The organism is Gilliamella sp. GillExp13, from assembly GCF_001690815.1.
GTDB lineage: Bacteria > Pseudomonadota > Gammaproteobacteria > Enterobacterales > Orbaceae > Gilliamella > Gilliamella bombi.
In genome coordinates this window covers 1-11,939 of the sequence record NZ_LZHJ01000002.1, presented here as the reverse complement: position 1 = coordinate 11,939, position 11,939 = coordinate 1, and the positions used below count along the sequence as shown (strand labels likewise).

Annotated in this window: 23 protein-coding genes; 10 read left to right on the top strand and 13 right to left on the bottom strand. The window is 34.4% G+C overall.

Features of this window, described 5'->3' with window-relative positions; translation table 11 throughout:
* Window positions 1-2: 2 nt before the first annotated feature.
* The 13 genes from A9G37_RS00390 to A9G37_RS00335 all read right to left on the bottom strand — a co-directional run bounded on the left by A9G37_RS00390 (window position 3) and on the right by A9G37_RS00335 (window position 5,722).
* Window positions 3-299 carry a VpaChn25_0724 family phage protein gene (locus A9G37_RS00390; RefSeq protein ID WP_065574283.1) on the bottom strand — a complete coding sequence of 99 codons (297 nt, stop codon included), beginning with the start codon at window positions 297-299 and terminating at the stop codon, window positions 3-5.
* 6 nt (window positions 300-305) lie between these two features.
* The gene (locus tag A9G37_RS00385) at window positions 306-608 is read right to left on the bottom strand and encodes a DUF2730 family protein (RefSeq protein ID WP_065574282.1); all 303 of its coding nucleotides are present in this window, start codon (window positions 606-608) and stop codon (window positions 306-308) included.
* Window positions 605-805, bottom strand: coding sequence for a TraR/DksA C4-type zinc finger protein (locus A9G37_RS00380; RefSeq protein ID WP_065574281.1), 201 nt, complete (start codon window positions 803-805; stop codon window positions 605-607). Before A9G37_RS00380 ends, A9G37_RS00385 begins: the two co-directional genes overlap by 4 nt.
* Window positions 798-968 (bottom strand): hypothetical protein, encoded by a 171-nt coding sequence (locus A9G37_RS13350; RefSeq protein WP_442903126.1) that lies wholly within the window; start codon window positions 966-968, stop codon window positions 798-800. The genes A9G37_RS00380 and A9G37_RS13350 overlap by 8 nt, the downstream gene beginning before the upstream one ends.
* A complete protein-coding gene (locus A9G37_RS00375; protein WP_065574280.1) occupies window positions 910-1,377 on the bottom strand; it encodes a hypothetical protein in 468 nt (155 codons plus the stop codon). Before A9G37_RS00375 ends, A9G37_RS13350 begins: the two co-directional genes overlap by 59 nt.
* Complete coding sequence (locus A9G37_RS00370) at window positions 1,370-1,993, bottom strand: transglycosylase SLT domain-containing protein (RefSeq protein WP_081297585.1); 624 nt, start codon at window positions 1,991-1,993, stop codon at window positions 1,370-1,372. The genes A9G37_RS00375 and A9G37_RS00370 overlap by 8 nt, the downstream gene beginning before the upstream one ends.
* A gap of 2 nt (window positions 1,994-1,995) precedes the next feature.
* Window positions 1,996-2,412 carry a putative holin gene (locus A9G37_RS00365; RefSeq protein ID WP_065574279.1) on the bottom strand — a complete coding sequence of 139 codons (417 nt, stop codon included), beginning with the start codon at window positions 2,410-2,412 and terminating at the stop codon, window positions 1,996-1,998.
* A 116-nt stretch (window positions 2,413-2,528) separates the two neighbouring features.
* Window positions 2,529-2,900, bottom strand: coding sequence for an ASCH domain-containing protein (locus A9G37_RS00360; RefSeq protein ID WP_065574278.1), 372 nt, complete (start codon window positions 2,898-2,900; stop codon window positions 2,529-2,531).
* The gene (locus tag A9G37_RS00355; protein ID WP_065574277.1) at window positions 2,878-3,948 is read right to left on the bottom strand and encodes an acetyltransferase; all 1,071 of its coding nucleotides are present in this window, start codon (window positions 3,946-3,948) and stop codon (window positions 2,878-2,880) included. Before A9G37_RS00355 ends, A9G37_RS00360 begins: the two co-directional genes overlap by 23 nt.
* Window positions 3,949-4,035: 87 nt before the next feature.
* Entirely contained in the window at window positions 4,036-4,362 is a 327-nt protein-coding gene (locus tag A9G37_RS00350; protein WP_065574276.1) for a hypothetical protein, read from the bottom strand.
* 8 nt (window positions 4,363-4,370) lie between these two features.
* Window positions 4,371-4,724: a hypothetical protein gene (locus A9G37_RS00345; RefSeq protein ID WP_065574275.1), complete on the bottom strand. Its 354-nt coding sequence runs from the start codon at window positions 4,722-4,724 to the stop codon at window positions 4,371-4,373.
* A 9-nt stretch (window positions 4,725-4,733) separates the two neighbouring features.
* The gene (locus A9G37_RS00340) at window positions 4,734-5,318 is read right to left on the bottom strand and encodes a hypothetical protein (protein WP_065574274.1); all 585 of its coding nucleotides are present in this window, start codon (window positions 5,316-5,318) and stop codon (window positions 4,734-4,736) included.
* Window positions 5,315-5,722 carry a helix-turn-helix domain-containing protein gene (locus A9G37_RS00335; protein ID WP_065574273.1) on the bottom strand — a complete coding sequence of 136 codons (408 nt, stop codon included), beginning with the start codon at window positions 5,720-5,722 and terminating at the stop codon, window positions 5,315-5,317. The genes A9G37_RS00340 and A9G37_RS00335 overlap by 4 nt, the downstream gene beginning before the upstream one ends.
* A gap of 93 nt (window positions 5,723-5,815) precedes the next feature.
* Here A9G37_RS00335 and A9G37_RS00330 point away from each other — a divergent pair, with 93 nt between their 5' ends.
* The 10 genes from A9G37_RS00330 to A9G37_RS00290 form a co-directional block, all read left to right on the top strand.
* Window positions 5,816-6,007: a DNA-binding protein gene (locus A9G37_RS00330; protein WP_065567015.1), complete on the top strand. Its 192-nt coding sequence runs from the start codon at window positions 5,816-5,818 to the stop codon at window positions 6,005-6,007.
* Window positions 6,008-6,052: 45 nt separating this feature from the next.
* The gene (locus tag A9G37_RS00325) at window positions 6,053-6,361 is read left to right on the top strand and encodes a helix-turn-helix domain-containing protein (protein ID WP_065574272.1); all 309 of its coding nucleotides are present in this window, start codon (window positions 6,053-6,055) and stop codon (window positions 6,359-6,361) included.
* 5 nt (window positions 6,362-6,366) lie between these two features.
* Window positions 6,367-7,347: a hypothetical protein gene (locus A9G37_RS00320; protein ID WP_065574271.1), complete on the top strand. Its 981-nt coding sequence runs from the start codon at window positions 6,367-6,369 to the stop codon at window positions 7,345-7,347.
* A 21-nt stretch (window positions 7,348-7,368) separates the two neighbouring features.
* Window positions 7,369-9,153, top strand: a complete 1,785-nt coding sequence (locus A9G37_RS00315) for a DDE-type integrase/transposase/recombinase (protein WP_065574270.1) — start codon at window positions 7,369-7,371, stop codon at window positions 9,151-9,153.
* The gene (locus A9G37_RS00310) at window positions 9,153-10,382 is read left to right on the top strand and encodes an AAA family ATPase (RefSeq protein WP_065574269.1); all 1,230 of its coding nucleotides are present in this window, start codon (window positions 9,153-9,155) and stop codon (window positions 10,380-10,382) included. The genes A9G37_RS00315 and A9G37_RS00310 overlap by 1 nt, the downstream gene beginning before the upstream one ends.
* Entirely contained in the window at window positions 10,382-10,654 is a 273-nt protein-coding gene (locus A9G37_RS00305) for a hypothetical protein (RefSeq protein ID WP_065569109.1), read from the top strand. The genes A9G37_RS00310 and A9G37_RS00305 overlap by 1 nt, the downstream gene beginning before the upstream one ends.
* Before the next feature lie 19 nt (window positions 10,655-10,673).
* Entirely contained in the window at window positions 10,674-11,195 is a 522-nt protein-coding gene (locus A9G37_RS00300; RefSeq protein ID WP_065574268.1) for a host-nuclease inhibitor Gam family protein, read from the top strand.
* A 2-nt stretch (window positions 11,196-11,197) separates the two neighbouring features.
* On the top strand, window positions 11,198-11,341 hold the full coding sequence (locus A9G37_RS12670) for a hypothetical protein (protein ID WP_176701830.1): 144 nt from the start codon (window positions 11,198-11,200) through the stop codon (window positions 11,339-11,341).
* Window positions 11,334-11,750 (top strand): hypothetical protein, encoded by a 417-nt coding sequence (locus tag A9G37_RS00295; RefSeq protein ID WP_065574267.1) that lies wholly within the window; start codon window positions 11,334-11,336, stop codon window positions 11,748-11,750. The genes A9G37_RS12670 and A9G37_RS00295 overlap by 8 nt, the downstream gene beginning before the upstream one ends.
* Window positions 11,751-11,939 (top strand): phage protein GemA/Gp16 family protein (locus A9G37_RS00290; RefSeq protein WP_141670974.1); only part of this gene is annotated, 189 nt, incomplete at its 3' end.

Genomic DNA, 11,939 nt, shown 5'->3' with positions numbered 1-11,939 from the left:
AATTACGCTCCTGCGCTTGGACGTTTTACACCAGGCACAACAACTTTACCGGTAGCCACATCAGCACCAAAATCGGTTAAACGAGCAACAATAACACTACCGATTGTTTCGGTTTTAATTAAGTCTTGCTGTCCAAGCCAACTTAAATGGGTTTTAACTTGATCACGACTAATAGCGTGGCCATAGTGATCTAACGCACTATAGATAATACTAGAATTACTGCTATAACTTGGCATTTCATGTAAGATACGCAAAATAACCAAACGTTGATCTTCTTTTAAAAATTCAGCGTAGCTCATAATTCCTCACTTGTTCTTTAATAAAAATTGGTTAATGTTATCTAATTGACGAGATAATCCTGAAAGCCGATCAGATAACTGATTTAAAGTAGCTTCGTTGCTACTTAATTTTTCAATCAATTTGGTTACCTGATGCTGAGTTGGTAATGACTTAACCGTCTCTTCAACTTGTGTTACTCGAATACGTAAGTCTAGTAGTTCTTTTTGGCTAGCCGATTGACGACCAATTAGCCATGAGTAAACACCAACCACCGCCATTACAGCCCATTGCAAAAACTGCCAGTTAAAAGTAAGTTCATTAAAATTCATCGTTTATTCCTTTTTTCTTCTATCGAAGCACATTCGATACATAAATCAGTCACTAATGCTTTTCGACGTTCTTCAGCTATCGGCTCTTCACAGATTCGACAATACAAATTTGATACTCCTGTCTTTGCTTGATGTTTTGCTAGTATTCGTTCCCGTGCTTCCATTTCTACAGTTGATGCTAAATCAGCGCTATCCATTATTTACCTCGTTGATATATTTTATTAGTTCAATAAATCGACCTGAGCACTGCCCGTATTGGTCATAAAGCTGTTTTAAGGCTTCAGCTAAACCATCCGCCGTATTATTTCGTCGTTTTACGGGTAATTCGCATGGTACCGTCAGTTGTGCTGGTAAAACCATGGGTTGTTGCTTGTGCGGCATTTGCACGGGCTGAGTCGATGAACTGCAAGACACTATCATCAAACACGCAATGAGTGCGATCATTAGCCGTTTTGTTAAGTGCATCTTGTAATGCTTGAGTTGATTGTTCATCATATAATTTCCTTTCTGCTATCTGCTGTGACAATGAATAACTTGCATTATTAGCGGCTTTAGTTAATTGCTTTGTACTCTCAATAAATTGACTTAACGTATCCATTGCTTGTTGTGCTTCTAAAGCAATATATTCTTGTTTGGCCATTGATTTGCCATGACTGATACCTAATCGGTAAAGTGCACCAAAACCAACAACCAAAATTATTCCCAACAAAAAATAATTTTTACTGCCCACAAAAAAGCTTTTGATTAATTTGTATATATTTTTAATCATCACAAACTCCTAAACCCCAATTTTCATTTATATAAACAGGTTGCCAGCGGTAGATAATACGAATTGGATAATCACGGTTTTCTTTAAAATTAATGCTGTTACGTCCACCATTAATATTTTCAACAACGCCCCAGTAATGCGTGGCATCTTGATATTCTCGTTTTGCTCGCTGACGATCACGATTTACCCAACCAAGTCCGCCGTTATATGCCGAAAGGGTGAATCCCCATCTATCACAATCACTCGCCGTTGCATTAATACGCTGATATAACCAATAATCATATTGAACTAAGGCACGCAGTGCCCAAGATGGGTTATAAGGTTCGTTGCTACCCAATGATTTAGGATAAGCCCCTGCAATCCAATCCGCCGTTGCTGGCATAAACTGAGCCAAACCTTGAGCACCAACATGTGATTTTGCGTTTACTTTCCATCGAGATTCCTGATGAATTTGAGCTGCAAACAACGCAATTGGCGCATCAAGACCAAAAATTGCTCGTGCATTACGTGTCAGTTCCCGTTGATGTTGCTTAGCATCATTTGGTACAACTGCTATAGCAGGCGCTAAATGACAACTAAACAGCATAAATACAATAACTAAGATTAAGTAACGCATGGCTATAATCCAAGTGTTACGCCAAGAATCACAGCGGAAACAATCAACGCCCGACGAATCAGAACAACCGCAAATAGGTTTCGATACTCATCAAGAACAGGGTATTCTGCACACATTTTGGAATCCATTGCCTCTGGTTGTTCATTGCTTTCTAAAGATTCAATATATTGCTGAGTATAAAAATCAGGACCAAACTCTTTCCAATCGTTATATAAATAACCTCCAGGGGAGGCATAAGGAAAAAGAGCGCGATCAAGGTGATAACCCACAACAGCAGACAGTAAAACGAGAGACAGTTTGTAAGCAACGACAGGCAACTGTTGAGGTGAGATTAACGTAATAATTGCAAATAAAGTAATAGCGACTAAATACCATTTAAACAAACGAATCTGGGATAATTTTTTGATTGGATGAGCCATAAAAAACCTCATAATTAAATTAATGTATGAGGTTATTATGATCTTACTTACTTGAAATGTAATTTGAACGGGGGCAGATTATTCATTAACAATCTAAATGTAATTGATATTTTCAATTATAAATAACGGTATGATTGAGGTGCCACAATATTATTACCCAAATAGTTCAAAGGTTTAGGTTCCTCATATTGAGTCACTCTACCAACAGCGATAGCAAAGGCTTGTTGTTTTTGTTCAAAATATGCATCATAAAACCGCTTACTTATACCCGCATATTTTTTTGTTTTTTCCCACACTAAATCAGGATTATCCGATATCACGTAATCTATATCAAATTCTCCAACGACTTTTCCAACAGGCATTGTCGCATAAATCACTATAGTCTTAACCGATTTATTTTTAAAAATATTTTTTCTAAATTCAAATCGTTTTTCACCAGATAATATTTTTGTTACAAATTCTGGTTTAATTGATAATAAGACTTTCATTAATTTCACCTAGTTTTAATATTTTTTCAAATTGATTATCGCTTAGTTTTAAACAAGACCATCTTTCTTTTTCGTTTAAACCAACCTCATTGATTAGTATCGCTCTATTGGGGCGACGAGATAATGCGATATTATATGTAAACTTTATTACATAACAAGGAGAATAAGTTTTATAATAATTTTTAGAATATAATTGATTCAATTCATCTAATGTGAATACACTATATTTACTACAATAGTCAACAAACTTTTTATTGTTAGAAAAAGAAGAAATAGTCCTTACTTCTTCAATAACACAGATTGATGTCGTAACGGCAGAATAATGAGCGCTTTTACCTTCTTCTCTTGTTCTATAAATTACTACAATATCCCCTTTATTAAAATTACCAGTCATTGGGATATTAGAAATATAAACTTTATGAATACTATTTGTATGAGAAACATCATCAATTATTGAGCTTGATTCTGTTTTTAAAATTGAATCTGGGAAAAGTTGAGTATGGTATTTTGGGTATACAGCCAATAAATATTTATTTGTTTTAGTATTAATATATGGGTAATCTTTTTCCAAATCCCCCAAAAAAGTTCTTTTTTTTAGTAATACATTTTCTGTACCATTATCACTTTGTTTTGTACCATGTATACAAAAACCATATCGTTTAAAAAGATTAATTAAATAATCATGTTTATCAAAAACTGTAACGTATATCCCTGAAACATTATTTGCTACGGCGTTATCAAATATTTTTTTTATAAAACGTTCACCACGTAATGTTCCTGCCGGGTTGAATTTAAATGTACCAATCTTTAGATAACGTCCATTAGTTAATGGAGGAGTAATATCATCAACATTATTTTCTAACTTTAAATACATAAAACCATCGATAGATGAATAATTATAATTATATAAAACAAATGCAGTATCTTGTGTTTTTACTTTCTTATTCCACCAATCAACAAAGCCATGAGCATAATCGCGTTTTAACGAATCAAAAAAAGGATCTGAAAAATTAACTTCTGCGAATTTTTGTATCTTTAAGTTATCCATATCTATCCCTCATATTCAAAATTGACAATAGTTATAGGTGTTTATTATATTTAGCCATTAATGTTAATTATTCTATTACTGTCAAACTTACTCTTCCCCACAATCTTTCTTCTCTTCAACTTCTTTTAATTGCGCCAACCGCCTATTCGCACTTTTCAGCGCTTCACCTTTTTCAATAACATTACCAACCCCAAAATCACCTAAAAAGGATAGAACGGAACGACCATCAAATTTACTTTCTTTGTCAACATGTTCTATAAAACCTTGAACTTTTGCTTTTTCTAGTGCTATTTCACGGCAAGTCATGGTTTCTTTTTCATATTGAGTTAATTCACCTTGTCGCCCGTAATTTTTAGTAGCACATCCAGTTAAACCTAAAGCTAAACATAAAATTAGTAAACTTAATTTATTCATACTTAATCCTATTTATTTATAGATTCAATTTTGTAATAGCCAACATTTACGCCTTCAGTAATATCCTTATTTTTATATTGCATGTCTTTATCTGTAAAAAATGCAAATATTCGTTCGTGAAAACCAGTATAGGCTCCAAAGCTATTTTTAGAATTAACGTAGTATAAAATAATGTCTGCATTATCTCCGTTTATCTTTACCCTAACTGGTTTTTCGAATTTGTACTTAGCACTATCAAAATCTTTTAAATTAAGTTCTAAATAATTAATAATTTGCTTTTCATAATCACTATGAGAATCACAGCCAACTAGCCCAAAAACACTAAATACAATTGAAATCCAAAATAACCATAAATTTTTCATCTTTAATCCTTAAAAAATAATCGCACCCAAAATAAAACCCACGGCAAATATTGCTAACGTGGGTTTTATTTGAGTTCTGAATAAAGTTATTGTTTGGTTATATAAATTTTGATTATTTAATTTCTCTAAATTAGAAAGTTCTTCAACATAATTTAATACATTTTGTAGCTGCATTTTATTAAGCCGTTTTAAATCTGAAGTACAAAATTGCCGCTTACTGTAATGATTCATCTTATTTTTTAATTCATCTTTGTCGTTAATTTCACAAAGAATCAAATGGATAAGCATTTTGCAAGATGCTTTTTCTTTAGCTGCTTCAAATTCATCAGTTAAAAATTTATCGGCAATAGGAAATTGTGAAACAGTTATTTCATTAATACTACAAACACCAAGAGTAGCGTGTAGTTTAAACCATAGTTCTGGTGCCGTTAACTCCCCGTAGTTTTCAATATCAGAAATTAAATTATTAAGGGATTTTCGTTGAGCGGGAACTAACGGGCGAGTATCTAACTCATCATCATTACTTGACGTAATATTATAAATATCTCTACCAGCTATTTGTTCTGCCGTATTATCCTGAAGTCTAACCGTCACTTTGTTTTCCGCCTCCTAGTTGTATAAATATTTCCACCAGCAATTTGACCTTCACCTCGAATTGTATTATTCGAAATATTAACCCCTGCCTGCTGAGCCGTTCCTGCCGTTAGTGCACCTAAGGCTGCCGCTTTAATTGCCAATGGCGCTGTTCTAAATTTGTCAATTAAATCTTGCTCATCAACAGATAAATTATTTGTTGTTCTAATACCAGTTACAACATATTGAACATCTAACCCAAAATTAGCTAATGTAGATAAATATAACGCATCAGGAAATCTCTCACCTTTTTCATAATTAAGTTGAGTTAATTTCTTTACATTAGCAATTTCTCCCATAGCAACTTGGCTAAGTCCCATACGTTCACGTTCTTCTTTTAGTCTTAATCCGATATTTTTTTGCATACTTTTTATCTTGACAGGTATAAATATTTATACCATAATTTAACACATAATTTATAAATCACTTATTAATAACTTATATCAAAGGAGCTAAAAATGTCTAAAGTTCTCACTCCCGAACAAGTTAAGCAACAATTTCAACAAAAAGGCAAAACTATCAAATCTTGGGCGATTGAAAATGGTTACCACCCCGTTGTTGTTTATAACGTTTTAAATGGTTTAAGCCGTGCTCATCGTGGTAAAACACACGATATAGCAGTAAAACTTGGCTTAAAACAAGCTTACTAATGCTGATTGTAACAGTTTTTCATATACAGAAAAAGGGCGAAAAACATGAACAAATCACAAATTTCGACATCTGGTACTCGAATACTTAAGGTACTAAAAGCGCTTAAAGGTTATACGTTAACGGGTTTATCTAATGGCGATATCGCAAAGATGATTAATGAATCACCTGTTAATGTTACCAGATCATTACAAACATTAATTGAGGAAGGCTTAGTAATTAAGCTTGATAACGGCTTGTTTGCTCATAGTGTGCAAATGTTGCAAATAGCACAGGCGCATGCAATTCACATCACTAAAATGCAAGACCAAATAACAGAAATCAATCAACGTATTACTGCTGGTTCAAGAGGATAACTAAAATGGCAAGAACAGCAAATCCAACAAAAGAAGCAATTGAACTACCTGCAATTGATGAGCAAGGGATTAATGACACAATAAATACAATGACTACGATTCAAAGTGAATATAACGAAGAACGGGATTTAGTTAACCAGCTTTTAGGTCAGGCTCAAATGGCGGATGCTTTTGCTAAATTTTCCCTAACCGTTAGGACTTCTAAATTAAATTTTGTCAAAGAAAACAAACTATATCGTAATTTAAAAGGTAAAAAAAGTCCTAACGGTTATGACTTTTTAACAGGAACTTGGGAAGAATTTTGTAATTTATTAGGCATATCTGTACAGAAAGCTGATTTAGATATTCAAAATTTAAAAGAATTCGGAGAAGAAGCTCTTGAAAGTATGTCTCAAATGGGCATCGGCTACCGTGAATTACGTCAATATCGCAAACTGCCCGAGGACCAAAAAACGGCATTAATTGAAGTCGCTAAAGCAGGTGATAAAGAGGCGTTAGTTGAGTTAGCAGAAGAATTTATTGCTAAAAATGCTAAAGAAAAAGAGCAACTCAAAAAAGAAAACAGTGATTTGCAAGCTGACTACAAAGCATTAAGCAAACGTAATGCGGATGTAGCGAAAGAAAAGGAAGAGCTGGCAATAAAACTGACTCAATTTGAAATGAAAACCGTGCCGTTAGATGAGCGTTTAGAGCCATTTAAAAAACAGATAGCAGAGACGCAATCACGTATTGATGAACTACTAGAACAACAACGGCAATATATGGAAATGGCAGATAAGTTACAAAAAGAAGTTATGGAAAATGATCCAAATTATGACCCTGAAGAGCCTTATTCATTACCGGAATCATTAGTTGTAACAATTAAGATATTACATGGTTCATTAAAATTAACAGCTCAGCAGAGTAAAAACACGTATCAACGCTTATGGATGAATTTTAGTGATGAGATTGGTTCTGACATTGTCGATAGTGTGATTAATGAATAAGTAATTTAAGAGGTAATTAACATGATTGCGCCAAATATTCGTGAATATTTAAATGAAGTTGCCGTCAAACTGGATAATGTCAGCCACGGGCAACGTGGTGTTATTTTGGATGAAGCACAGGCTTTTTTAGGTTATTCAAGACAAACCATTTACAGACAGTTAAAACAAGTTTGCGGTTGGTCAAGTGAGCGTAAAGCAAGAGCGGATAAAGGTAAGATAAGTGTTTCAAGTGATTCTTTATTAGCAATAGCAACAATGAGTCGTGAATCAGTACGGGATAATGGCAAGCAAACTATGTTTACAACAACCGCGCGTGGCATATTGGAACAAAATGGGCATGAAATTAATGTCAGTAATGCAACACTTAATCGATTGATGCGTCAACGAAAATTGAACGTAAAAGCGCAAAAAGTAGCAAATCCTGTGCAACCATTGCGTGCTTTACACCCGAACTACGTGCATGAAATTGATCCATCTTTATGTTTGATTTATTACATGAAAAATAAACAGCATATTATGCGTGACCGTGATTTTTATAAAAACAAGCTAGAGAACTACGCAAAAGTTAAATACAAAGTTTGGCGTTACACATTGTATGACCGTGCATCTGGCATCATTATTCCGTGGTACGTTGAAGCAGCAGGCGAAAACCAACACTCATTATTCCAATTTTTAATGTTTGCTTGGGGTAAGCAAGACGGACGATTATTTCATGGTGTGCCACAACTACTTTATTGGGATAAAGGTTCTGCTAATACATCATCAGCAATCAAGAATTTGTTAGACCATTTAGAAGTTAAATATCTAGAACACGAAGCAGGTAATGCAAGAGCTAAAGGTGGTGTTGAAAATGCCAATAATATTATCGAAACACAATTTGAAAGCCGTTTAAAGTTTCAACCTGTTCGTAGTATTGAAGAGCTAAATCATTCTGCAATGAACTGGGCAGAAGCATATAACGCCAATCGTTTGCCGGGGCAAGATACACGTTTGCGTCGTATTGGATTATCAGAGCCAGTTTCACGCCAAAGTTTGTGGCAATACATTACAGCAGAGCAATTACGCTTATTACCACCCATTGATGTTTGTAAAGCACTAATGGCAAGTCGTGAGCAAGAGCGTCAAGTTCGCCCAGATTTAACTATTAGCTTTAAACACCCGCAAGCGGATAGTTCGCTTATTTATAGTTTAAAAGGATTAGATGGTATTGGTGTTAAAGATAAAGTCAGTGTGCGTTCATTAGTTTACGGTGATTGTGCAATACAAATCGAAGTGTCACGTTATGACGGTGAAGCACTGATTTATCGTGTCGAACCAAATCGCAATTATGACCAATTTGGACAATGTTTAGATGCACCAGTGATTGGCGAAGAATACAAATCGAAAGGTGATACCGAAATTGAACAAGCAGCGAAAGAGATGGATCAAGTTGCATATCCAGATATGAATGATGACGAAATCAAGAAAGCTAAACAAAAACAAGTAGCACCGTTTGGTGGCAAGCTTAACACACTGGATTATTTAGATGATATTGAACATCCGACTTATTTAGCAAGTGCTAAAAAAGGTAATGAAATTGAAACACCTGAGCATTTAAAGCCGGCTGCAACAACATTAACGCTAACAGCCGCTTTAATGCGTATTACTAGCTCAATCGGCCGCAGATTAACAATAGATGAAAATAAATGGCTATCAGCAAGTTATAAAAACGGCGTTCCGGAAGACGCGCTAGAGTCATTAATTCATTCGTTTACCGCTCCAATTGCCGTTTGTGACGGTACAACAGGACTAAGGATTGTTAAATAATGCTGAAATTAAAAAGCGTAATGGCACAGTTCAATATTAAACAAGCACAGCTTGCCCGCTTGATTGAGTATAAAGGTAACTCAATCAGTCAAGCCGTTATTAATCAGCTGGTTAATCATGATATTTGGCCACGCTCAATAGTTCGTAATGAACTAGAGCAAAAAATTGAAAAAGCGTTAATTAAACTAGGTTTAAATAACGATTATTTACTGAATATTTTTGAAGAAGAAACTGACACAGCCGAAATCTTGGCGGACGACGCTGTGCCAGTTGACTCAAATGAAAACTTAACAAAGGAGTCAGCCTATATGTTACTACGAAAACAAACTATAAATCGAGATGCACGGGCACATTTCCGCATTCCAAGGGATCCATTTACGGATGAAATGACTGAAGATGCCGACGTTTATCTATCCGATGATATCCGTTATGTTCGTGCAGCAATGCGTCAAACGGCAAAACATGGCGGAATGCTAGCGGTAATTGGTGAATCAGGTAGCGGTAAATCCACATTGCGCCATGATTTAATTGATTGGATCAATATTAATCATGAACCAATCACAGTTATTGAGCCGTATGTATTAGGGTTGGAAGATAACGAAGTCAAAGGTAAATCACTAAAAAGCATGGATATTAGTGGCGCAATCATTAATGCGATTGATCCACAAGCAAAACCAAAACGCAGTGCTGAAGCACGAGCACGGCAAATGCATACTTTACTTAAAAATAGTGCGTTATCTGGTCGTAAACATTTAATGATTATTGAAGAAGCTCATGGTTTATCAATTCATACACTTAAGCATTTAAAACGCTTTTATGAGCTACAAGAAGGTTTTAAAAAATTACTGTCAATTATCTTGATTGGGCAAACAGAGCTACAAACAAAACTATCAGAATACAACCCTGAGGTTCGTGAAGTGGTTCAGCGTTGTGAAGTTGTGAACTTAAAACCACTTGATTTTAAAGTTGAAGAATATATCAAGCATAAATTTTCACGTGTTGATATGGACTATACAACGTTATTTGATTTATCTGCATTTAATGAAATTATCAATCGGTTACGTGTTGCAACAACACGTCGAGGTGAAAAGCAAGTGCGTTCATTATGTTATCCATTAGCAGTAAATAACCTTGTTTCTAACGCATTAAATCTAGCTGCACGCATTGGTGCGCTAAAAGTTACAGGTGAAGTAATTGTTGAGTGTATCAAAGACCGAGGAGATATCTGATGAAAAAGAACCAACTCATCAATAATAGCATCAATGCGGTTAATAAGGCTGTAACTATATTATCTAATGAAGAATTTACCGTCATTGGTTTTTATCATGATTCACTTTCAAAGCCAACTATTGAAATTGAGCATCACCCAAAGTGCAATAAGTTTATAGCTGTGGGTAAAGCGATGTATTACCGACATGAAGGTTATTACAGGTTTGGGCAATTTGAATTAAATGGCTGCCGAGTTATATGGAAAGAACGCGATATTAGTCGCTTGCATTAATCGAATAGGAGCTATAGAAATGATAAAGACTAAAAAACGTATTAAAGCTACCGCATCAATCTATGTTGTGCAATCAAAAGATCAAGCAACAGAGGCTATTAAATATTTAGGCGATATACAGCGTGAATTAATCCGATTAGAAACCGAAATGAACGATAAGATCGCTGAAATTACTGCAAGTTATTCATCAAGTATTGAAGTATTAAAAAAGAAGTCAGTAGAAATACAAAAAGGTATCCAAATTTGGTGCGAAGCAAACCGTGATGAATTAACCAACAATGGTAAAGTTAAATCAGCCAATTTAATTACTGGTGAAGTGCAATGGCGCAATCGTCCACCATCGTGTGTTATTCGGGGGTTAGAAACAGTTATAGAAACCCTGAAAAAGCTAAAATTGGAACGATTTATTCGTACAAAAGAAGAAGTTAATAAAGAAGCTATTTTAAACGAACCAAATGTAGTAGCACATGTTCCTGGCATCACTATCAAAAAAGATGTTGAAGATTTTGCAATAGTCCCATTTGAACAGGAGGTTATTTAATCATGCAAACACAAGATTTTTATATCCTGCATCAATTTATATTAAGCCAGATAGCTAATTTTATAGTTCATTGTAAAGAATATGGTTTATCTGAATGTGAAGCTAATCGCATCATCGATGAGTTGGAGGAATTAGCAAATGGGTAAAGTGACATTAATAATTGAATTTGAAAATGGTAAAGAACCGTCTTTTCATGCAAATCAAAATATTTTAGGAGGTCAATTATCTTTTGTCGCATTTTCTGACTTAAATGAATCAATTAGAAATGATATTGAAAGAATCATAAAAAAAAATTTAGGTAAACTACCATCAATAAATGATGATGCTAAAGATATTTTGGTTGATATAGCTAATGAATTTGATTTATTAGAAAAATTTAATTTGATAATGAAAACTAAATTTTCTAATCCTAAACGCTATATGCCTGATTATCATGTTTCAATCAGTCATGAACATTCGTTTATGCGTGAAGTTCAGGGGCAGGGTTATGTCGATGGACAGATATATGATGAACTCTATGCCGAATATGTTAAGTTAAAATCAGGTTCTATCTAGATGAAATCTAAATACATCAAGCTTATTCATATAGCTAAAACACAACTTAATTTAGATGACGATACCTATCGTCATCTATTACTGACTATAACTAAAAAAACTAGCACTAAAAATATGACAGTTTGGGAACTAGAAAAAGTTATAACTAATTTGAAATTAAAAGGTTTTAAAGTTAAATCATCAAAAAAA